This window comes from Nostoc favosum CHAB5714, from assembly GCF_020829495.1.
GTDB classification, from domain to species: domain Bacteria; phylum Cyanobacteriota; class Cyanobacteriia; order Cyanobacteriales; family Nostocaceae; genus Nostoc; species Nostoc favosum.
On the sequence record NZ_JAIVFQ010000042.1, the window covers coordinates 37,776 to 59,662 of the forward strand.

At 42.9% G+C, this 21,887-nt stretch carries 17 protein-coding genes, 1 pseudogene and 1 riboswitch; of the genes and pseudogenes, 9 read left to right on the top strand and 9 right to left on the bottom strand.

The genetic code is table 11. The features are described 5' to 3' along the window. Nucleotides 1-153: 153 nt before the first annotated feature. From cobG to LC586_RS23300, 3 genes are all read right to left on the bottom strand, one after another. A complete protein-coding gene (gene cobG / locus LC586_RS23290; RefSeq protein ID WP_438822927.1) occupies nucleotides 154-1,749 on the bottom strand; it encodes a precorrin-3B synthase in 1,596 nt (531 codons plus the stop codon). A 1-nt stretch (nucleotide 1,750) separates the two neighbouring features. After that, a riboswitch (adenosylcobalamin-variant (AdoCbl-variant) riboswitch) is annotated at nucleotides 1,751-1,843 on the bottom strand. A 461-nt stretch (nucleotides 1,844-2,304) separates the two neighbouring features. Then, nucleotides 2,305-2,763: a universal stress protein gene (locus LC586_RS23295; RefSeq protein WP_229487033.1), complete on the bottom strand. Its 459-nt coding sequence runs from the start codon at nucleotides 2,761-2,763 to the stop codon at nucleotides 2,305-2,307. 41 nt (nucleotides 2,764-2,804) lie between these two features. Beyond that, complete coding sequence (locus tag LC586_RS23300) at nucleotides 2,805-3,701, bottom strand: FAD-binding domain-containing protein (protein ID WP_229487034.1); 897 nt, start codon at nucleotides 3,699-3,701, stop codon at nucleotides 2,805-2,807. A 99-nt stretch (nucleotides 3,702-3,800) separates the two neighbouring features. On the opposite strand from LC586_RS23300, the pseudogene LC586_RS23305 reads away from it, so the two are divergent. Then, a pseudogene (locus LC586_RS23305) lies at nucleotides 3,801-3,896 on the top strand (peroxiredoxin); the annotation flags it as partial. A 63-nt stretch (nucleotides 3,897-3,959) separates the two neighbouring features. Here LC586_RS23305 and LC586_RS41950 read toward each other — a convergent pair. After that, nucleotides 3,960-4,175 (bottom strand): hypothetical protein, encoded by a 216-nt coding sequence (locus LC586_RS41950; RefSeq protein ID WP_369010539.1) that lies wholly within the window; start codon nucleotides 4,173-4,175, stop codon nucleotides 3,960-3,962. Between the two features lie 322 nt (nucleotides 4,176-4,497). Between LC586_RS41950 and LC586_RS23315 the strand changes: the two genes are divergently transcribed. The 5 genes from LC586_RS23315 (at nucleotide 4,498) to LC586_RS23335 (ending at nucleotide 8,180) form a co-directional block, all read left to right on the top strand. Then, complete coding sequence (locus tag LC586_RS23315) at nucleotides 4,498-4,887, top strand: hypothetical protein (RefSeq protein ID WP_229487036.1); 390 nt, start codon at nucleotides 4,498-4,500, stop codon at nucleotides 4,885-4,887. 3 nt (nucleotides 4,888-4,890) lie between these two features. After that, a complete protein-coding gene (locus LC586_RS23320) occupies nucleotides 4,891-5,316 on the top strand; it encodes a hypothetical protein (RefSeq protein ID WP_229487037.1) in 426 nt (141 codons plus the stop codon). Between the two features lie 106 nt (nucleotides 5,317-5,422). Continuing rightward, entirely contained in the window at nucleotides 5,423-6,079 is a 657-nt protein-coding gene (locus LC586_RS23325; RefSeq protein ID WP_229487038.1) for a type I restriction endonuclease, read from the top strand. A 260-nt stretch (nucleotides 6,080-6,339) separates the two neighbouring features. Next, nucleotides 6,340-6,966, top strand: coding sequence for a restriction endonuclease subunit R (locus LC586_RS23330; RefSeq protein WP_229487039.1), 627 nt, complete (start codon nucleotides 6,340-6,342; stop codon nucleotides 6,964-6,966). A gap of 5 nt (nucleotides 6,967-6,971) precedes the next feature. Continuing rightward, complete coding sequence (locus LC586_RS23335; protein ID WP_229487040.1) at nucleotides 6,972-8,180, top strand: cysteine desulfurase family protein; 1,209 nt, start codon at nucleotides 6,972-6,974, stop codon at nucleotides 8,178-8,180. Here LC586_RS23335 and LC586_RS23340 read toward each other — a convergent pair. Continuing rightward, on the bottom strand, nucleotides 8,128-8,355 hold the full coding sequence (locus tag LC586_RS23340; RefSeq protein ID WP_229487041.1) for an aldo/keto reductase: 228 nt from the start codon (nucleotides 8,353-8,355) through the stop codon (nucleotides 8,128-8,130). The two genes, LC586_RS23335 and LC586_RS23340, sit on opposite strands and share 53 nt — an antisense overlap. A 733-nt stretch (nucleotides 8,356-9,088) precedes the next feature. Between LC586_RS23340 and LC586_RS23345 the strand changes: the two genes are divergently transcribed. Beyond that, a complete protein-coding gene (locus tag LC586_RS23345) occupies nucleotides 9,089-9,829 on the top strand; it encodes an SDR family oxidoreductase (RefSeq protein ID WP_229487042.1) in 741 nt (246 codons plus the stop codon). A 342-nt stretch (nucleotides 9,830-10,171) separates the two neighbouring features. On the opposite strand, the gene LC586_RS23350 is transcribed toward LC586_RS23345, so the two are convergent. The 4 genes from LC586_RS23350 to lepA all read right to left on the bottom strand — a co-directional run bounded on the left by LC586_RS23350 (nucleotide 10,172) and on the right by lepA (nucleotide 18,726). Beyond that, entirely contained in the window at nucleotides 10,172-11,227 is a 1,056-nt protein-coding gene (locus LC586_RS23350; protein ID WP_229487043.1) for a cyanophycinase, read from the bottom strand. Nucleotides 11,228-12,148: 921 nt separating this feature from the next. Then, nucleotides 12,149-13,336, bottom strand: a complete 1,188-nt coding sequence (locus LC586_RS23355) for a glycosyltransferase family 4 protein (RefSeq protein ID WP_229487044.1) — start codon at nucleotides 13,334-13,336, stop codon at nucleotides 12,149-12,151. A gap of 531 nt (nucleotides 13,337-13,867) precedes the next feature. Next, a complete protein-coding gene (locus tag LC586_RS23360) occupies nucleotides 13,868-16,555 on the bottom strand; it encodes a sensor domain-containing diguanylate cyclase (RefSeq protein WP_229487045.1) in 2,688 nt (895 codons plus the stop codon). 359 nt (nucleotides 16,556-16,914) lie between these two features. Next, nucleotides 16,915-18,726 (bottom strand): translation elongation factor 4, encoded by a 1,812-nt coding sequence (lepA, locus tag LC586_RS23365; RefSeq protein WP_229487046.1) that lies wholly within the window; start codon nucleotides 18,724-18,726, stop codon nucleotides 16,915-16,917. 694 nt (nucleotides 18,727-19,420) lie between these two features. On the opposite strand from lepA, the gene LC586_RS23370 reads away from it, so the two are divergent. After that, the gene (locus tag LC586_RS23370) at nucleotides 19,421-19,657 is read left to right on the top strand and encodes a hypothetical protein (RefSeq protein ID WP_109006978.1); all 237 of its coding nucleotides are present in this window, start codon (nucleotides 19,421-19,423) and stop codon (nucleotides 19,655-19,657) included. Between the two features lie 171 nt (nucleotides 19,658-19,828). Beyond that, on the top strand, nucleotides 19,829-21,592 hold the full coding sequence (locus LC586_RS23375; RefSeq protein ID WP_229487047.1) for a sensor histidine kinase: 1,764 nt from the start codon (nucleotides 19,829-19,831) through the stop codon (nucleotides 21,590-21,592). Nucleotides 21,593-21,887 lie beyond the last annotated feature (295 nt).

Below are 21,887 nucleotides of genomic sequence, written 5' to 3' on the forward strand. Positions count from 1 at the left end.
AACCGCAGAGGCGCAGAGAAGCCAGTGCGCCCTTGCGGTTAAGAGACTTGTTCGCGCAGCGTCTCCCCTTGGGAGAAGCAACTGGCGCAACACAGAGGAAGAGAAACAGATTTCTAAGTATTTATTAAATTCAGGATTTGTGCAAAATACCTTTCAAACTCTTATTTCTCCGTGTTCTCTGTGCCTAATAAGGTTCAATTTTTCGTTACCTGTGTGTATTGCATATCGATTAGCAAATTCCCCAAAGGACTCATTAGAATTTAGGCGTTGAATTTTATATACATATAGCATCCGCTCTATTAATGCCGGTAGTTCGGCAAAAGTTACATTTTGATATAGTTCACGTCCGAATTTCTCCTTGCTGTCACCAACATAAACGTGATAGCCTTCCACAGTTCCGTTGTCACCCTCAATGCTGACACCAAGCAGAGTAATATCACTCTTGCTATGCTGGGCACAGGATTTTTCGCAGCCGCTAAAGTGGATATTAACAGGGCAATCCAGAGTAACGCGAGTTTCCAGATACTCTGCTAATGCCAACGCATGATTTTTGGTGTCCGTGGCAGAAGCGGCACAACCCTTTTTGCCAGAACAGGCAACTAATGCACTCTTGATGTTGGTTGCTGAAGAATCTAATCCTAAGAAAGCAATTTCTCGCAGGACATCGCCAACCCATTGCTGAGGAACATCAGTTAACAGCAGATTTTGCCAAGGAGTTAGCCTAAGAGTTCCACTGCCGTATTTTGTTGCTAAATCTGCTAAACCCCGCATCTGGCTACTCTGCAATCGCCCAAGGGGTAACACGACACCAAGATAAAATAAGTCTTTCTGACGTTGGGGATGGATGCCAATATGCTGATAATTAGCATTTGACCTCTCCCCCAACCCCTCTCCTGCAAGGAGAGGGGAGAATTTCTCCCCCTTCCCTAATAGGGAAGGGGGTTGGGGGGTTAGGTCACTGTACAAAAGAGGGAAAGGTAGACGCTGTTCAACTTCCTGGAGATAATTTTCACAACCCAAAGTATTTAATAACTCTAAGAGCCGTACCCGACGCTTACCTGTAGTATTACTATGAGCTAGATAGACATCCGTCAAAGCTGCCAAGACGGGCAAACATTTCTCTGGTGGTAACAAAATTCCCATATCACTGGGCGGTTGACCCTTTGCGCCGACACTGAGATAGAGGCGGAAATAAACATTACCGTCAAATAAGACAGCAGCAAATAGGATATCATTCAAGCGATCGCACACCCGAATTATCCCACCACCATCAAAGCAAACGCTAAATTTTGCCGACAGTCCCGAAAGCGCCGGATGTGCAGCAATATAATCATCCCAACTTTGGGCAAAAGGGCGAGTGTCGATTAATTCTAGCGGATCAATACCAGCAGTTGGGCTGGTCATAACATTACGGATGTGGTCTACAACAGGATTGCGAGAACCCAGTCCTATATCTTGTAGGTGTTTCAGAACCTCAGCATTTATCCCCGTGCGGATTTCACGGACTTGTAGGTTAGCTCGATTAGTCACATCTACATAGCCGCCACCGTGCTGTTCTGCTATATCTGCGATCGCACGGCACTGCTGACTACTAATAATTCCACCTGGTATTCTAATGCGAGATAATATACCATCGGCGGCGGGTGTCGCATAAAACAAGCCAGGACAAGCGGCAAATCTAGAAAGCAAACTTGGAACTCCTTCCCCGTGTAACGCAGGGAGTAGACGGTGAGTGTGTCTTGACGACATCTTGAGAGTTGGCATTCTGACTTGGGTGATCCCATCACAGCTGCGGCACAGTCCCGGAATTTCACCGGAGTTTCCCAACTCCAAGCTTTAGTAATTTAGCACGAGAACGTAGTCAGAAAATTTAACGTTTCATATTTTGAATCAACCTATAGCAGTTCTCGCTTGCGTCAAATACAGGTGATCGTAGGGGCACAGCAATGCTCATTGGTGTCAACTTAAGTCAGAGAGCTTCATTCCACAGTCATTTTACCCCACACGCTATCCGGCTCCACGCAGGTGAACCCCAAGACCGCACTGGCTCCCCTTAATCCCCTCCCGAAGAGCGGGGAGGGGAAGTTTTGGCTTTAGACAAAACTGCGGTGGGGTGACGCGTCGAGTGATGGGTAAGTGAGTGAACTCAATATCACGTCTTTACAAGGGTTTCACGTTAAGTTGACACCTATGAGCAATGCTGTGCCCTTACCGTGTATCGTCTCCACGCCCAAAGACGTGAGTTCGACGGCTCATGTAGTAACCGCCTAATTAGTTTAATAAAAAAACTTCTCCCTGGGTTTACTACGCAAAACCGTCTTTTTCCGAGTCGGAGAGGGACAGATTTGAACGAAAAACATAATTTTGAGCCACTTTCCAATAGCGCGAGAACCGCTTCAGGTCAATATAGCCATCATAGTCAAAAAATGGTTTTACTTCTAGCACTTCCACTGCTATAGAACCCTCCATTTGATTGCAGATATCATCAAATCGGGGACTGGGACTCTTAGCTGTGACAACTAAATTTGCATCATGTTCTTGAGCAAAAGCTAAAATTTCTTGTGCCACATCGCCACGACGGATAATAACGGGTAACTCTAGCAAGCATTCGTAGATAAAAGCGATGCGTTTGAGACTCAGTTGCCATTCCTCTATCAAAGCCTCGTCCCAAACCCAGATAGCTGGGGCATCAGGGTATTTTTGTAGTACAGGGTTGTATGGACTGAGGCAATCTCCATGTACCCAAACAATTGGTTTAGTCATTAGTTATTAGTCATTAGTCATTAGTCATTAGTCAAGAGTTATTATTCTCTTCCTTGTCCCCCTTGTCCTCCCCTACTTCCCCTGCTCCCCTTCCCTTTCTTTCCACGCTGCCAACTTTGGCTATTGGCTTGTTTGCTAAATTCCCCCTTGGGAAAAAGTCGCTGTTCTAATTCTTCATAGCTGCCTTCAAAATCACAATGACCGTAAAGGGGACATTTTTGGCAATAAATGCCTTTGGTATAGCGTTCTAAGTTCTCACGATTGAAAAAATACGGTTTCTGACTAAAGGTGCTGGCAACCCACTGCCATGACATATTATTACTAGCAGGATCTCCATCTAAAAGGTGTTCAAGAAACCATTTGGCTCCTGCTTGCCAACGAATACGCAGCCAATGGACAATGTAAGCCGCTAGCCACATTCGGGCGTGGTTATGTAGATAGCCAGTTTCTTTCAAGTCACGGCTAAAACTGTCGATGCAAACCCTACCTGTGGTTCCTTGTCTGATATCTTGCGGCAATTCGGGTGCATATTCAGCCACAGTGTAACCAGTTTTGTACTCTTCCTGGTCTTTCCAGATTCCATCTCCTAACTTGACATATAACCGTTGCCAGTAGTCGCGCCAACCTAACTCGTTAATTAGTTTCGTAGCATCATTTTGGTGCTGTACCCGTTCAAGGACATAATCTCGAATTTCTCGCAAACTCAAAACGCCATAGCGGATGTAAGGCGAAAGTCGCGTAACCGCACCTGTGAAAAAATTACGTGTTTGGGCGTAGCTTACTGCATCGATTTGTTGCAGCGCTTTCTGTGCCGCTTTGCGTCCCCCCACCGTTTCACTGATGTGGTCATCGCGTTGTGCCGCATCTGGGAATTGTTCGCGCAGGTAGGCTACCAACTCATCGCGGTTGGTAAATTCGCGTTGCATATCTTTAGACATTGTAAGCAAATATAAATGGGTGGGTAGGCATAGCCTGCCGCAGGCATCGCTCAATATATGTACAATTCTAAAGCGATTCCAATCTCTCATACCCCTATCATGAGCAACATTCCCCAAGTCGGACAACCAGCGCCAGATTTCTCCACTCCTGACCAAAATGGCAATTCAGTTACTCTCGACGACCTCAGCAGTCAAGTCGCTCCCTTGACAATTCGTAATACTTCGGCTACCAAGAGTACAAGTTCGTAATGGGCTGAATTAGTTTGTCATTAAGGTTACAACATTTTGCCTTAAGGTTACAACATTTTGGCTTAAAGTTACAACATTTTGGCTTAAAGTTACAACATTTTGGCTTAAGGTTACAACATTTTGGCTTAAGGTTACAACATTTTGGCTTAAGGTTACAACATTTTGCCTTAAAGTTACAACATTTTGGCTTAAAGTTACAACATTTTGCCTTAAAGTTAAAGCGATCGCTGATAGCGGTTCTCAATTGCATGGAATACAGACCATTTGTAGGGGCACAGTAACGCTGATTGGTGTCAAACTAATTCATAATTGCAATTAGTGCTTGCTCTGAACCCACCGCTAATTGTAGACCGCTAAATTTTAAATGTTTAGGGGGCTTGTACCCATTCTAAAATTTATGAATTATGAATTATGAATTAATAATTATTTGGTCATGCTCTGGCAGTTTTAACTAAATTACGGGAATTAGCAGCCACATAAGGCGACTGAATGCAGGTATAGTTACAGCAATGCTACGTGAATCATATTTATAGTAATAAAGCAGGATGTGAGCAGCTTATTTGAGCAAGCGATCGCCGATGCACTGAACTCAGTCAATCCTCAAAAAGTTCTGGAAGGCAAAGTCGCTAATGCTATCATCCAGGCAGGCTTTGATTTAGTTAGTTTTAATAAAACAGTGGGTCTAAATGGCGAAGTCGGTGAAATCGATGTGGAAACTAGTAACGCTATCATCGAAGTAACAACCCAAACTGCTCGAAAGTTGAAGCAAGTTCAAAAGTTGATATCAAACTCTGACTTGAATCCTTTGAACAAGCCAGTTATTCTCTATGCACCCAATTATAAATTTACTCCGGCTCAAGATATCATCGCTACTGGCAGTTACGTAGTTTGCAGTCAAGATGAATTATTAGAATTATTATCCATACTAGGAGCATAAGTGATGCCAGAACCCATTTCTCTAATTTCTAGTGCTGAGATTAAACCAGGAGAATTTTTGAGTTTTCTGCAATATTCTGGAATATTACTACATCCAGATAATGTTTATGATGGACGTATTTCTAGAGACAATACTCATGTTTGGATTGTTTTAGATAACACTGAATTAAAAAACTTTAATCATGATGAAATTGAACTCATAACCCAGAAGCTTACAGCTAAACCTCAGACTCACATTTTACTTGATGTCAGCAAAACTTCAGGAAGTGAGCAACTAGCGCTAGAGTTTGCATGTAAGTTTGCCAAAAAATGGTCTTGTATTGTTTACAACTCAAATTATAAAATCTACTCACCACAAGAATTATTGGAGTTATGCCCAGCAGAAGCAGGCTTTGTTTGGGAAGTAGATTCAAAGTTTAATCCCATATAGACTCTATTAGGGTATCTTAAAGTCTGGTGAAGTTGCTCTAGAAACTGCCAGCGCGATGATTGAAGTAAGGAATTAGACTTTTTGCATTTTGCAATTTGAAATAAACATGATTCAAGTCATCCAAGCCCAAAATGTCACTCTTGCCTACTTAAAGGAAAAATTTGCTCTATATAAATCTGAAGATGAGCAATTTTTTACAGAGTGGTTTGACTACATACCTAAAATTTCCGAATTAGAAAAGCAATCCTTAGACAGAGTTAAAAATAACTATCTCAATGTGCTTGAAAATGCCCCTCTTTTAGAAGAAGCAGTAAAATTGGTAGTATTATCTCCGTTGCTAGATTTAGCTGGTTTTTATCGTCATCCTTTTTATATTGCTACAGAAGAAAGTGTAGAAATTAGTGAAAAAATTATCATTGATAATGAAGGAAATACAGAAGAAACTAAAGAAATTATCAAAGGCAAAATTGATGTATTAGTTCTTCAAAATCAGCTATGGTTACTAATAATTGAATCTAAGAGGTCTAGTTTTTCATTGGCAAAGGCGATTCCTCAAGCACTGACTTATATGCTGGCAAATCCTCACCCTGAAAATCCTGCATATTCCTTAGTAATGAATGGAGAAGATTTTCAATTTATGAAGTTGATAAAACAAGATAACCCAATGTATGCTTTATCTGATAGATTCACTTTATATAGACGCGAAAATGAATTATATAAAGTTTTGAATATATTAAAAAAAATAGGTCAAGTTTTAAGTTAACTAGTTCCGTGGGTTTAAGTCCCCCGGTTCAATAAAAATTTTGTTTTGTGTTGGGGTTAAATCCCCATTACAAAACAAAATTTACGAAAGCGTTGCGGGGCGTTCGCGTTTAGCGTCTCTAAGAGTTGCCCATTACGAACTTGTACTGAGCGTAGCCGAAGTATTACGAATTACGAATTATTTAATTATCTTTGCTATTCATATCTAAGTTAATACTGGAATAGTGTCATAATAGTTATATTGCATCTTTTAAAGGGATTATGGTTCAATTTATCCAAGCACAAAATATCGGACTTGCCTATTTGGAGGAAAAATTTAGTCTACAGCTAGCCGAAGATGAGGCATTCTTCACAGAATGGTTTGAAAATTTACCGGAAATTACAGATTTAGAAAAGCCAGATTTAGACAGAATAAAACTTCATTTTCTCCGTTTAGTCAAGCGTCCTCCTTTGTCAGAAGAAACGGTGAAATTAGTAATTTTATCTCCTTTACTCAATTTAGCTGGATTTTATGATGAGCCTTTTTATATGAGAGGTGAGCAATCAATAGAAATTTCTGCAGAAGATGAAGGAGAAGTTATTAGAGGTAGAATTGATTTTTTAGTTATTCAAGAACAATTCTGGTTGTTAGTAATTGAATCTAAAAGGTCTAGCTTTTCTCTTTTAGAAACCATACCTCAAGCACTTGTTTATATGTTGGCTAATCCTAGTCAAGACAAACCTACTTTTGGATTAGTCACAAATGGTAGTCATTTCATTTTTGTAAAACTGACTAAACAAAATATACCAAAATATGCATTGTCTGATGAATTTACGCTGTTGAGGAGAAAAAACGAATTATATCAGGTTCTAAGTATATTAAAAAAATTGAGTCAAGTTTTGAGTTAATAATTATGTCTATTATTCCTATATACCTTGATTGCCACGCTACTACAGCCGTAGATGAACGGGTATTAGCAGCAATGCTGCCCTACTTCACAGAAAAATTTGGCAACCCATCTAGTATCGGTCATGTTTACGGCTGGGAAGCAGAAGCTGCTGTTAAACAAACGCGAGAGATTTTAGCAGCAGCAATTAACGCCACTCCCGAAGAAATTGTTTTTACCAGTGGTGCAACAGAAGCGAATAATTTAGCTATTAAAGGTGTTGCTGAAGCTTATTTTAAAAAAGGTCAGCATATTATTACTGTTGCCACTGAACATAATGCAGTTATTGACCCTTGTAATTATTTAAAAACTCTTGGTTTTGAAATTACTATTCTCCCCGTCCAAAAAGATGGATTGATTGATTTAAATGAATTAAAAAAAGCTTTCCGTCCTGAGACGATTTTGGTGTCGGTAATGGCTGCAAATAATGAAATTGGTGTGTTGCAGCCATTGGCAGAAATTGGGGAAATGTGCCATGAACACAATATCATTTTCCACACCGATGCAGCCCAAGCTATTGGTAAAATTCCCTTAGATGTGCAAGCGATGAAAATTGACTTGATGTCGCTAACCGCACACAAAGTATATGGGCCAAAGGGCATTGGGGCGCTGTACGTCCGCAGGCGCAACCCCAGAGTGCAACTAGCTCCCCAGCAGCACGGCGGCGGACATGAACGAGGGATGCGGTCTGGGACATTATATACACCGCAAATTGTCGGCTTTGGGAAAGCTGTAGAAATCGCTTTGATAGAACAAGCAACAGAAACCCAACGCCTTACCCAGTTAAGGCAAAGCTTGTGGGAACAGCTTTCCCAACTTGAAGGAATTCATCTCAACGGACACCCTCAAGATCGATTGGCGGGAAACTTGAATATCAGCGTTGAGGGAGTGGATGGAGCCGCACTTTTGCTAGGATTGCAGCCAGTAATGGCGATTTCTTCTGGTTCTGCTTGCTCATCGGCAAGTACAGCACCTTCCCATGTTTTGACAGCACTGGGAAACTCCCAACAGCTAGCTTATGCCTCAGTGCGGTTTGGGATTGGACGGTTTAATACCCAAGAGGAAATTGATATTGTGGCGAAACATGCGATCGCTACTATTCAAAGTTTACGTAAAACCTCTTTTATGGATTGTCGCAAAGGAAAGTACCAATCTGATCTAGCTCCTGCTGATTGAGGCGAAATTCCCCAGCAGCGATGATTCCTTCCACCTGCTTGGGATTGCGTGCGCCAACGATCGCAGCTGTCACCGCCGGATTGTTTAAAGTCCAAGCGATCGCCACCTCACCGGGGGAGCGATCGTGTTGCTTACCAATATCCTGTAACACCTCCACCGATCGCCCAGGCTCCAAAGCCGATTGGGGACAGTCCGTTAAAACGGACTTTAGCTATGAGCCGCAAAACTTCAGTTCTGGGCGGTTTCTGTCTAGAACGAAATAGCCCTGGTGGAAACACGACAGTCAATCACTACTTATGTAGGATGAAAGTTGTGTTGATACATACTGCTTATACACTAGTGGTCTGTCCCATTAATTCTGAGAGTTAAGAGAACGAACCGCAAAGGACGCAAAGAGCGCGAAGTTTAAGAGGTAAAGAAGAGAAATTTAAAACTAATTCACCTATCAAAATTAATGACATAGACTACTAGTGGTCTGTCCCATTAATTCTGAGAGTTAAGAGAACGAACCGCAAAGGACGCAAAGAGCGCGAAGTTTAAGAGGTAAAGAAGAGAAATTTAAAACTAATTCACCTATCAAAACTAATGGAACAGACTACTAGTGGTCTATGTCATTAATTCTGATAGGTGAATCAAATTTCAATTTCTCCAGGACTTACGCAAACAATAGCTGAAACCCTTATTTTCACGTAGGGGCAATTCATGTAGACGCAAAGCGGCTTCCCGCAGGGTATTGCCCCTACAGCGTGTACTTTTGCGTAAGTGCTATTCTCTTCTTTCCTTCTTCCTTTGCGCTCTTTGCGTCCTTTGCGGTTCGTTCTCTTAATTTCTCAAAATTAATGAAACAGACCACTAGACTTGCTCGAAGATAGTAACAGTTGTCAGTGTCAACAAAATAGATAAGTGATATGTCAGAAGATTTAAAAGGCAAAGTTGCGCTGATTACTGGCGCAAACAAAGGTATCGGGTATGAGATTGCACGCCAACTAGGTTCTAGAGGCGCTACTGTTCTTGTTGCTGCAAGAGATATCAAACGTGGTGAAGAAGCGGCGAATAAACTTCGTTTAAATGAGATCGATGCCCGAACAATTCAACTTGATGTCATCGAGCAAAAAACAATCGATTCTGCGGTTAAACAAATCGAGAGCGAATTCGGAAAACTTGACATCCTTGTGAATAATGCTGGGATAATAAGTGATAGCGATCGCCTTCCACCTAGTCAAGTTGATATTGAAACACTGCGACACACTTACGAAACGAATGTATTTGGAGTGTTTGCAGTTACAAAAGCCCTGTTGCCACTTTTGAAGAAGTCAACAGCAGGGCGAATAGTTAATTTATCAAGTGGTTTAGGTTCTCTGACTCAGAACTCTGACCCCAATTATGAGTTCGCTGATTTTAAGCTTCTTGCATATAACTCATCAAAGACAGCAGTAAATGCCATCACAGTTCTGTTGGCTGCTGAACTTAAAGATACTCCGATTAAAATCAATGCTGCTGACCCAGGTTTCACAGCAACTGACATTAATCAATACCAAGGGTATCGCACTGTTGAGCAAGGAGCGATCGTAGCAGTGAGACTTGCCACTCTACCTGATGATGGTTCTAGCGGAGGGTTTTTTGATGAAAATGGCGTGGTTCCCTGGTAGGAATTAGAGGACATTGGGTAGAAGCAAGGGGGAGTAAAAACTTAAACTTTGAGCCTCAGAAGGTGAACGTTGAGCCTCAGAAGGTGAACGTTGAGCCTCTGAAGGTGAACATTGAGCCTCAGAAGGCTCAACATTCAAATTTTAATAGACATAGGAGTGAAAAAGAATTGTTTTGACGTAGCAATGCTACGTCTCTACAAGGTTCTAGATAACGCATATAGCGGTTCTCGTTTACGTGAGGTACACCCGTAGGGGCACGGCACTGCCGTGCCCCTACACCTCGTGATGTAATGTTGTACCGCATCTGAATGGGAACGGCTATATTTAATTTCTACCAGATGTCTAATATGGATTTGAATCAATCCGTCCCCTTTTAACACTCCTGAGATAATACCCAGAGGTTGGTCTGTTTCTCAAGTTAAAGGTATCGCCACTGCGAACTTTCCAAATTTTGTAATTGGAAAAGGTCAAAGGCGTTCGGGGTTCGCATACTTCCGGCATGTGATTGCCAAGTACAAAGTACGCGTCACCCCTACCCATAACTTTCACCAAACCGTTTTTATCCACAAGAACCGATGTACTTTCACTAACCGCTATGCCTAAAACACTGCTACATACACCGTCTTTAATTTGACGGGCAATGAAAGCCATAATTCGACCCATTCTTTGCCGCCTGTCGAAGTGCGTATCTACGATGGTTCCCTTCAAATTACTCCAATTGAAAAAGTTGTAAGTAAAAGTAATGTCTCGGTAGGGATCATCGAGTGCATCTCTAGTTTCAATGCCTTTTTCAGATGAAGCACAAGCATCATAGACACAATCACTTTGGATCATCGCACCCGCACTGGTGCCACCAATACCACCTCCCTTAAGGTAAACTGACTTAACGGCAGCCTCAAGCTTGGTATCCTTCCAGTTGCGGATGTATTGACATTGGTCGCCGCCAGCAAAGAAAATTACATCAGCATTTCTGATTTTTTCATAAATATCAGCTTTGTTTGCTTCTTCTCTATTGCGAATCAGAAGAGTTTCCACAAAGTTTACGCCCTTCATGGCATAAATTAGCCGATTGTAATCGTGATTACCATTCGTGCGGAGAACTACAACATTAACTTTAGTGCCGGAATTACTACCTCCCCGAACTTGGTTGATCATCCACTGGATAGCATCATCGACATCGGGGCCACCCCCACCTAAGGTAAGGACTGGGCCTGCTAAGGAGGGTCTAGCATCGTCGAAAGAGGGAGAGGGGGAGGGACGGACATCATCAAAAGTGTCACCCAGGAAGTAGCGTTTCCAGCTTGCAATAAAACGGGTTATTAGGAAGGTTCCCATCTTCAACAACTTGATTCCTGTACTTTTCAAGCGCCTTGCTATGCTTGGGAATGCCTTTGTCATACTAAGCTTCTGGAGCAAACTGCAATTATTGCTAGGCTGTTACGCACTTTAATTGCTTATTTTTCCGTGAAATTCGTCTTGGTCATTAGTCATTTATCAGTTGCCTTTTGTGAATAATCAATGACAAATGACAGTTTTAACGAAAAAATCTGCAACTTAAACGCGTACTAGCTTAACTTTGGCACTAGAGAGGGTAGAATTTCCAGCGTACAGGGCTTGTACTGTTTGTTAACTCAAAATAACGCGGAGTAATCATTTATTCTCTGCTCTACTCTGCGAAAATCCCCATATTGCTTGTGTTGTTTATAGCGCTTCTGCAATGGAAGCAATACACCACGATACACGGTAGGGGCACAGCATTGCTCATTGGTGTCAACTTAACGTGAAACCCTTGTAAAGACGTGATCTTGAGTTCATTAGACCTCTTGCAAAAGTCCCTAACACCCCACCCCCAACCCCTAAGAGTTCTTCGGGAGGGGAGCGTTTGCTTTACTCAAATGCGGGGTGGGGTTCTTTATTTTTGATTTATGCAAGAGGTCTATTCACTTACCATCACGATTTGCGTCACCCCACCCCGGTTTTGTCTAAAGCCAAAACCGCCCCTCCCCAAAGCATCGGGGAGGGGTTGGGGGTGGGGTAAAAGCCTGTGGGATAAGCGTTTGAGCTTAAGTTGACACCAATGAGCATTGTTGTGCCCCCAATACGCTTGGGTTAGCGTTGAAAACCTTAAACTGTGTAGTAGGTTGGGTTGAGGAACGAAACCCAACATTTTCGAGGGTTTGTTGGGTTTCACTTCGTTCAATCCAACCTACGATTATCTTTAACTAAACCGTATTGATTGTGCCCCTACGATCGCTCAAAAAATCATATCCTGATAAAATTTTAGATCCCCGACTTCTTCAAGAAATCGGGGATCTATGCTTACCAGGCAATTTGCGATCGCTCTTGTACAACTCGCTGATATACTTCTTCAGTTTGCTTGGCTAATTTCGGCCAACTGAAGCGTCGCTTTAAATCCTCATAAGCGTTATCCACCAGCCATTGCCGATATCCTGGATTTTTCAAAACCTCCAAAATTCCCCAAGCTAAAGAATCGGGATTGTTCACCCAAGTCACAATGCCTGTTTTAGTATGTTGCACTACTTCTGGAAAACCACCAGTATCAGAAACTACTACAGGAACCCGAGAAGCAAAGCTTTCTAAAGCCACAATCCCAAAAGGTTCGTAAAGACTAGGAAATACTGCACAGTCTGCGACAGTTTGGAATCTATCTAAGTATCTATCAGAGAGAAAACCTGTAAAATAGCAATTATGCCAAATTCCCAAATCCCAGGCTTGGTGCTTGAGATGGTCGGTATTGCCGCCACCAACAATTACAAATTTAACGTTACCTGCCATTTGGGAAAGGATCTTAGGTGCGGCATTGAGCAATACAGGTACACCCTTTTCATAGGTCATGCGACCAAGGTAGTAAACGATTTTCTCATCGTCTGTGGCGAATTGGCGGCGAAAATTCAGAGCATGAAAATCTACGTGATGCTGTTTCTTTTCGGCTCGGATACCGTTATAAATGACATCTATTTTGTCCCAAGGACTGTGTAGCGCTCGTTCTACTTCTTGGCGCATATAGTCGCTACAAACAATAATCCGCCAAGCATTGTAAGCCAGCAAGGTTTCTTTGCCATTTATATAACCTTGAATATCTGTGTGAATACCGTTATAGCGTCCGTATTCCGTAGCGTGAATTGTGGCAATTAGTGGTATTTTAAAATTATGCTTGAGAGCGATCGCAGCATCTCCGACCAACCAATCATGGGCATGAATTAAATCAAAAGGCCCTTCCTCTAAAATCAACTTACCACCGTGATCTCCCATACTCAGGTTGAGATTGACTACCCAGTGGAAAAAGTCGTTACTATGTGCCACTGGCACTCGATGCACCTTTACTCCCTCAACCACCTCATACATCGATGCCTGACCAAACTCTGCTGTAATTAGGTAGACTTCATGCCCCAGCTTTACCAGCTCCGGGTACAACTCCGCTACATGCCGCGCAATTCCCCCAATAATCCTCGGCGGAAACTCCCAACTCAGTACTAGTATCTTCATCTGCTAGACTCCCCGACACTTTACAAATATCTAAAAAATTACATTCACCTAAAAATACAAGGGTGGCAAATGCAGTGAGTATGTTTACTAAAATTTTGAGATTTTTTAACAGTTATTTTGTTAAAGCTTATCAAAGGTTATCAACTGCGGGCTAGGGATAAAAAGCAAGGGCTGTTTCATTCTCATCTAGGCCGCCTCATATGATGTCCGGGTAATTAACCATAATAACCGGAACCCCACCCCGCAAAAGCTGCGCTTTAGCTCCCCTCCCCGCTTGCGGGGAGGGGTTGGGGGTGGGGTTCTTTTATTGATGGGTGATTTGGCGGACATGATATCAGAATGAATTCTGAGTCTAATAGCGAAAGTCGTCTAAAGACGACTGAGAAAAGGTTATAGTCCGTTAAAACGGACTTTAGCTATGAGCCGCGGAACTTCAGTTCTGGGCGGTTTCTGTTTAGAACGAAATAGCCCTGATAAAAAGCAAGGTGTACGTAATTAAAACAATTTACCAGCCCCTTCGCAATTCAGACTTTAAGGAGGGCTAACGACGCCAACAGCATGAACTCGATCGCGCCCTTTCTGTTTGGCTATATAAAGTGCTTTGTCCGCAGCATTAATCAAGTCTTGCGGTGAAATTTCGGAATTTGGCACAATGCTGACAACGCCTAGACTGACAGTAACGCGATCGCACACACTAGACTGAGCATGGGGGATCTCCAAATCGCGGACTGCTTGTCGAATAGTTTGAGCTACATAGATTGCGCCTTTAATCTCTGTATTAGGCAGAATCACAACAAATTCTTCCCCCCCGTAACGGGCGACTAAATCGGCTGGACGCTTAATAATACTTTTGAATGCACTCCCCAATTGCCGCAAACAATCATCCCCTGCTAAATGCCCATAAGTATCGTTGTAGCGTTTAAAAAAATCGACATCGAACAAAATTAAAGACAACGGCACTTGCTCACGTTTAAGCCGATGCCACTCATCCTCAAGATACTGATCAAATCGGCGGCGATTGGCTATTTGAGTCAAGCCATCTAAGGTAGCCAATCTTTGTAGTTCTTCATTGGCAGCTTGTACTTTCTGGTAGAGTACTGATTGATGAATAGCGATCGCCACCTGACTTGCCAACTGCTGCAACAAATTAACTTCAAACGCTTGCCAGTAACGAGGTGTGCCACACTGGTGAGCAATGAGTAAACCCCACAAATCCTCCCCATTCAAAATCGGCACTATCATAGCAGCCTTGACCTGATAGAGTTGTAATAACTCAAAAACATCGGCTGAAAAATCAGATTCGTCAATATCATGCAGGACTGTAGGTAATCCCTGGTAATATTGGCTAAAATCTCGTTTTATTGAAAATGGGTGCATTATCTGCTCTAATCTCCGGGGGTAGCCATCACGCACTGATTCCGCTGCAAAATTGCCACTTCCGTCAGATTGTAACTGGTAGATAGCTACGGAATCTGAACCCAAACACTGGCGAATGCTGTTAACTGTTGTATTAAGAACCTCGTCCAAATTCAGTGATTGCCGAATCTGTTGAGTTACTTCAGTAATTAGCCGTTCCCCCTCTGCTTGTTGTCGCAGCAATGTTTCGGCTTGTTTGCGAGTGTTAATGTCTTCTACCGAGCCAAGAATCTGCGTTGGAGTGCCACCAGCATCTCTGGCAAATACAACTTCTCGTGTATTGAGCCAACGCCACTCCCCATTTTTGTGTCGGAATCGGTATTCGGTGGAAAGAACTTCGTTGTCGCTAAGGTTAACGAAGCGACTTGGTATGTCATAGCAGAGATGTTGGTCGTCTGGATGAAAGCAATTTATGAACCATTGCGGATCTGCGTGATAAAATTCCTCCGCAGAATAGCCTAAAACGGTAACACTCTGCTCGTTAAGATAAATGTTTGTTCCTTTTAAAAGGTCGAACAAATACAAAATATGCGGTACGGTATTAGCAACCTTTTGGAGAAAGTCTTGACTTGAGCGTAATGCTTCTTCAGCTTTGTGGCGTTCGCGCAGCGCGGCTTGGTATTCAGTAATATCTCGTCCCTCGAAAATGAGTAGTGTAACACGCCCTACTTCATTGAGTATCGGACGTAGTGAGAAATCAATCGTGATAACTTGATCATCTCGACCAAAAACGTCAACTTCATAACGAATCGATTCACCATTAGCAGCAGATGCGATCGCAGTTTTTAATTGCGCTTGTGTCTCTAAGGAAATTGTCCACCATTTTGCTTCCCAAAATGGTTTACCAACTACTTCTTCTCGAGTAATTCCAGCAAAATTTAGTGCTGTTTGGTTGGCCTCTAATACAACTCCATTCGGCTGAAGCAATCCGATAAACTGAATGGTTTGATTGAAGATGGCACGGAATTTTTGCTCATTTTCACTTAAAGCTTCTTCTATCCGTTTACGGTCAGTAATATCTCGTCCAACCGATTGAAGTTCTACAATAGTACCCTGGTCATCAAATATCCCTCGAATAATCCATTGCGTCCACCGCACCCCTTGGCAAGCTAGGGCCCGATTTTCAATAGTGATAACGGGATTTTCTAAGCTGATGGAATTTACCAGATTAACCACACGTTCCCGGTCTTCCTCAAACACAACAGGTTCGTAGTGGTGGCCGATAATCTCTTCCCGCTTCAGTCCAAAAAATCGACAGAACGCTTCATTAACGAATGAAACAGTACCATTTGGCAAGCCTCTAGCAATCAGTTCCGTTTGGTCTTCGAGGATGGCACGATAAAGCGCTTCGCTTTTTTGCAGTGCGGCTTCTGCCTGTTTGCGTAAGCGAAGCTCGTCGTAGACATCGCTAATATCAGATACTAAACCCTGAAGTACCTGAGTTTGTCCATCGGCACAGAGAACGAGATTAGCTTGGTTTCGTACCCAAATTGTTTTACCATCGCGCCTAATCATCCGATACTCGACGCTCAAAAGCTCACCCGTAGCGATCGTAGTATTTACAGCTTGCCAATAGCGATAGCGATCATCTGGATGAGTGTAATCTGACCAACTATTGAAGAAACCAAAATTCCAATCTTCGGGAGCAATGCCCAATAATTGTTGCAGTTGCGGGCTAATATAAGCTTCTTTAGTAGTGTTATTAATCGGTGAGACATAAACAACGCCCGGAATTTGCTCTAGCAGAGTCCGATACCTTTGCTCTGCCTCAGAAAGTTTTTCTTCCGCCTGCTTGCGACTCATAATCTTTTGAATTTCTACAATAAATTATATTTTGCTGTTAGAAATCCCGTATTAGAGGCACACTCAAGGATGGTTTAGCCAACAGCGAGTCAGTCTGGCTTTCTAAAAGCTAAACCTACCAGCAACAGGCTGAAATTCCTACACTTGAGCCTGCTGTTGACAGCTTTTGTAATTAAAATTAACGGATGTTGAAGAAGAATACAGAATTCAGAATTCAGAATTCAGAACAAAAAAACTGTGGTGGGGGACTAAAAATAGCACATTCAGATACTCGCAAAATTGCTACCACTGCGCTATCCGCCACTCGAACTCCAATTCATTCTGAATTCTGACTCCTAACTCCTGACTCCTGAATTCTATTAGCTTTGATCCAAGCGCAGTACTGCCATAAAGGCTTCTTGCGGTACATCCACAGTACCCACAGATTTCATCCGCTTTTTACCTTTTGCTTGCTTCTGTAATAGTTTCTTCTTCCGGCTGATGTCACCACCGTAACACTTGGCTAACACATCTTTCCGCAAGGCGGGGATGTGTTCGCTGGCGATAACTTTACTGCCAATAGATGCTTGAATTGGCACTTTGAATTGATGGCGGGGAATTAGTTCCTTGAGTTTTTCCGCCATTGCCCGCCCGACGTTGTAAGCTTTATCCCGATGCACAATCATCGCCAAGGAATCCACAGGATCGCCGTTAATCATAATATCCAGCTTCACCAGAGGATTTTCACGGTAGCCAATGATGTGATATTCCATACTGGCGTAACCGCGCGATCGCGACTTCATTTGATCAAAAAAGTCAGTCACAACTTCCGCCAAGGGTAGCTCATAAGTAAGTGTGGTTCGTCCTTGGGTGAGATATTTCATATCTTTGAAGATGCCACGCCGGTTTTGTGACAACTCCATCAAGCTGCCAACATAAGTTTCCGGGGTAATCATCTCTACTTGGACGTAGGGTTCTTCAATTCTTTCGCGATCGTTGGGAGAAGGTAAGCGGCTAGGATTATCGATGTACAGTTCCTCACCTTTGAGGGTAATCACCTTATAAACCACCGAGGGGGCTGTAATGATTAAATCTAAGTTATACTCTCGCTCTAGACGTTCCTGAACAATTTCCATGTGCAGTAAGCCCAAAAACCCGCAACGGAAGCCAAACCCCATCGCGCTCGAAGTTTCTGGTTCGTAATGCAGCGCTGCGTCGTTGAGTTCGAGCTTTTCCAAGGCTTCCCGCAAATCTTCAAATTGGTCTGCATCAATGGGGAACATCCCACAAAAAACCATCGGGTTCGCTTCTGCATAACCTGGTAAGGGTGACTCTGCTTTCGCCTTACTAAGAGTAATTGTGTCTCCTACCCGTGCATCAGCTACAGCTTTGATTGCCGCTCCCAAATAGCCTACTTCCCCAGCGTGCAGTTCATCAACTTGCTTTTGAGTCGGAGAAAGAACGCCTAACTCATCAATTTCAAATTCTTTACCAGATGCCATTAAATGGATGCGATCGCCTTTTTTCAATGTGCCATCCATCACCCGGAAATACACAATTACTCCCCGGTAACTGTCGTAATAGCTATCAAATATTAACGCTCGTAAGCGCTCATTTATGGTATTGGGCGGTGGCGGTATCCGCTCGACAACTGCTTCTAAAATCTCATCAATACCAATTCCTTCTTTAGCAGAGGCAAGAATCGCACCACTGCAATCTAGACCGATAATTTCTTCAATTTCGCCAATTACCCGTTCTGGTTCTGCCCCAGGCAAATCGATTTTATTCAAAACCGGGATAATTTCCAGGTTATTTTCTAAGGCTAAATATACATTTGCCAAAGTTTGCGCCTCAACACCTTGGGATGCATCTACTACTAATAGCGCTCCTTCACAAGCAACAAGAGAGCGGGAGACTTCATAAGAGAAATCCACATGTCCTGGAGTATCAATTAGGTTCAGCACATACTGCTGACCATCCTTAGCTGTGTAGTTCATCCGGGCAGCTTGCAGCTTAATTGTAATGCCGCGCTCCCGTTCCAAATCCATATTGTCGAGGAACTGTTCCTTCATCTGTCGGTCTTCAACAGTGCCAGTAGCTTGTAGTAAGCGATCGGCGAGGGTTGATTTCCCGTGGTCGATGTGAGCAATAATACAAAAATTGCGAATGCGAACTGCGGGAACGTCAGTCATATACTATCTTTGCCTTAGCAGCAACCAAAGTTAAAAGAGCAATTTACTTAATGTATTTTAATGCTTTCTTAGCCAAGACGCTCCGTTTTTAGTGGGGAGTGGGGAGTGGGGAGTGGGGAGTGGGGAGTTAGGAGTTAGGAGTTAGGAGTTAGGAGTTAGGAGTTAGGAGTTAGGAGTTAGGAGTTAGGAGTTAGGAGTTAGGAGTTAGGAGTTAGGAGTTAGGAGTTAGGAGTTAGGAGTTAGGAGTTATTATTCTCCCCCTACCTCCCCTGCTTCCCCTGCTTCCCCTGCACCCTGCCCCTTGCCCCCTGCCCCTCTTCACCCCATCTTTAACATTCGATCTAAATAGGTGGACTTTTAAGAATATTATGAAAGTCTATTTGTCGCTGCTAGTATTCAACAGCTAGGAGCGTACAATAAATGTAAATAAGTACATGTAGGGATCATGTAGGGATCATGGATAATTACCACCCGTAATTACCCATAATCACTGATTTCTCCGCAAAACTTCTAAAGCCATTGTCTAGTAAGTTATATGAAAAATGCGATTTGAAACTTAAAGCTGTTACTTTGGTGCTATTTCGGGGAACTATGTAAATGTCCCGTTGAAGATTTTTCAGTGAATTAGCCCAAATTATGAATATAACTACTTTACAAAGCTTTAGACAAAACCAATTCAGAGTATATCAAACCTATGAATATGCAAGAGAAAACTACCGAAGCGGAAAACACACGAGCCGATAAGGTAGAAATTGCTGTCCGCCTGGACTCCGAGCTACTAGAGCAAATTCAGCATCTCACCAATGACCCAAGTAAAGTGATTGAGGTGGCGATTCGCCAGTGGTTGCGGGGTGAAATCCTTAGAGATGACGAACTGACGCGCACCCCTGTTCGTAAACCCGTTCCTCCTCGGGGTGAATGGAATGATTGACGCTATTAATCAGCTGTCAATGGAAATTAAAAAGTGAAATTTGCCAATTTGGATTTCAGATCACCAAGAAATACTCAATAAGAAACGAAAAAGCTGTAAGAATTTATGCAAAAATTTGAGCAGCTTTAGTAAAATTACGGTCGGATACCCTTTGTCTATCCAACTCAATTAATGACTATTACTGCCAATTCCCAATTGTCAAATGTATTTTCCCAAAATCTGGAACCTATTACCAGTAAGACTGATGGCTCATTAGCAACTCTAGGAGCCGAGTTGCTGTATACGCAAGATGGGGCAGGGCGCTATGTGACCTTTTGTTGGCAGCACAGCGAACTTCTGGGGTTAAATACCGAAAAAATAGTTGACGAACTGAACCAGACCCAAACCTTTGCCCCGGTGGATAAGGTTACTTATTTGGAACGATTGCACCGAATTTTGACAAGTTTGGTGCCAGAAAGGTTTCAGTGTTGGTTTAGCTACCACCAAGAATTATTTGAGTTGGAATTGGTGATTAGTCCAATTATGCCGAGTTTGGGAACGACTGCCACTACAGTTTTAGTGATGGGACGGTTAGTGCAAGCGACACTCAACAAGAAACAAGTGCCTGTGGCAGCAAAAACGCCCACACAAATAGAGGTGGCAATACGATCGCAGCAACACCAAAAACTGGTAAATCGCATTACCAGAAATATCCGTCGGACATTGGATTTAGATATTATTTGGCAGCAAACAGTTGATAGTTTGGGGAAAGCACTGCGGCTAGAGCGCTGTATTATTTGTCCTTATCAGTCCTCTAGCTCAAAAGTGGAGGTGAAGGCTGAGTATCACCAGGCAGCACTCAAATCAATGCTTGGCTTAGAAATAGATATAGCTTCAGAGCCTGCCTTTGCTCAAGCTTTGACAACCCTAGAACCAGTTGTAATGGAAGTGCCCGGATACGCAGGGTCTGGGCGGCAGAAAACTTTGGTGATTGCAACTTGCTATCAAGACCAGGCCAATGGATTGGTTGCCTTGAGTTGGCAAGATGAATGCTACACATTAACAGAATCAGAATTAGAACTGGCAAAAGAAGCAGCAGATCAATTGGGAACTGCGATCGCTCATGCTACTTTATATGAAGAATTAGAAGTAGCGCGTCAAAAAGCCGAAGAAGCTTCCCGCCTCAAAAGTGAGTTTCTAGCTAATGTATCCCATGAAATTCGTACCCCCCTCAACGGCATGATTGGCTTCTTGAAGCTGATTTTGGAAGGGATGGCAGATGACCCAGAAGAACAAAACCAGTTTTTGTCAGAAGCTCACCACTTATCGATACATCTGCTGAATATTATCAACGACATTTTGGACATTGCTAAAATCGAAGCTGGCAAAATGGAGCTAGCTTACGCTCCAGTCAAGCTAGATGAGCTATTCAGTGATGTCGAAAATTTCATGCGTCCCCAAGCAGAAATGAGAAACCTCAGCTTCCAGATGCAAATGCCTCCTACCTCCGATGAAATCATTGTCCAAAGCAACTATCAACGGTTGCTACAAGTGATGCTCAATTTGGTAGGTAATGCTATCAAATTTACCCATGAGGGTGGTGTCACCGTCAGCGCCGATTTAGTACTCAAAAAGGCGAACTTTCAAGATCAGCAGTTTCCTGGCATGGTGAAAGTACGTGTAGCAGACACTGGTATTGGTGTTTCTTTAGACAAACAAGATAAACTGTTTCAATTATTCTCTCAGGTGGATGGTTCCCGCACTCGCCACTACGGCGGTACAGGTTTAGGATTGGCAATATCCCAAAAGCTAGTGGAGGCAATGGGCGGCGAGGTACATTTTTATAGTCTAGGCGAAGGACTTGGTTCAACAGTTACATTCACCGTGCCACTATATCAACAACCAGTCATGGTTTCATCTAATGATGGCGACTCAACAAATAGTGCTGAATGTTAGTCATTAGTCATTGGTCATTGGTCGTTGGTCATTTGGAAGATTACCAGTACTGGGTTTTGAATTTTTAACTTTAAATTTTTTTAGTAATTATTATTTAATAAGCATATTGGGCACTTGTACTGAGCGTTGCCGTAAAGCCTGCGGCATAGCTACGCTTAGGGCGCAGCCTAGCCCTGTCAAGGTGACTTTTTTGCAGTCGCTAAAAGTTTGGCAGTGGAAACATGTGGATGCTGAGGGTCATACTTTGGAGGATCTTTCTTCTTCTTTGGAGCACGGGTATGTTTGAGAAAAGACT

Bases quoted from the DNA above. Each gene is read 5' to 3' on its own strand.
- LC586_RS23335 (WP_229487040.1), top strand. From the start codon at position 6,972: ATGTCTATTATTCCTATATACCTTGATTGCCACGCTACTACAGCCGTA.
- LC586_RS23295 (WP_229487033.1), bottom strand. From the start codon at position 2,763: ATGACTAAACCAATTGTTTGGGTACATGGAGATTGCCTCAGTCCATAC.
- LC586_RS23370 (WP_109006978.1), top strand. From the start codon at position 19,421: ATGAATATGCAAGAGAAAACTACCGAAGCGGAAAACACACGAGCCGAT.
- cobG (WP_438822927.1), bottom strand. From the start codon at position 1,749: ATGTCGTCAAGACACACTCACCGTCTACTCCCTGCGTTACACGGGGAA.
- LC586_RS23350 (WP_229487043.1), bottom strand. From the start codon at position 11,227: ATGACAAAGGCATTCCCAAGCATAGCAAGGCGCTTGAAAAGTACAGGA.
- LC586_RS23330 (WP_229487039.1), top strand. From the start codon at position 6,340: ATGGTTCAATTTATCCAAGCACAAAATATCGGACTTGCCTATTTGGAG.
- LC586_RS23320 (WP_229487037.1), top strand. From the start codon at position 4,891: ATGCCAGAACCCATTTCTCTAATTTCTAGTGCTGAGATTAAACCAGGA.
- LC586_RS23360 (WP_229487045.1), bottom strand. From the start codon at position 16,555: ATGAGTCGCAAGCAGGCGGAAGAAAAACTTTCTGAGGCAGAGCAAAGG.
- LC586_RS23375 (WP_229487047.1), top strand. From the start codon at position 19,829: ATGACTATTACTGCCAATTCCCAATTGTCAAATGTATTTTCCCAAAAT.
- LC586_RS23355 (WP_229487044.1), bottom strand. From the start codon at position 13,336: ATGAAGATACTAGTACTGAGTTGGGAGTTTCCGCCGAGGATTATTGGG.
- LC586_RS23345 (WP_229487042.1), top strand. From the start codon at position 9,089: ATGTCAGAAGATTTAAAAGGCAAAGTTGCGCTGATTACTGGCGCAAAC.
- LC586_RS23325 (WP_229487038.1), top strand. From the start codon at position 5,423: ATGATTCAAGTCATCCAAGCCCAAAATGTCACTCTTGCCTACTTAAAG.
- LC586_RS23300 (WP_229487034.1), bottom strand. From the start codon at position 3,701: ATGTCTAAAGATATGCAACGCGAATTTACCAACCGCGATGAGTTGGTA.
- lepA (WP_229487046.1), bottom strand. From the start codon at position 18,726: ATGACTGACGTTCCCGCAGTTCGCATTCGCAATTTTTGTATTATTGCT.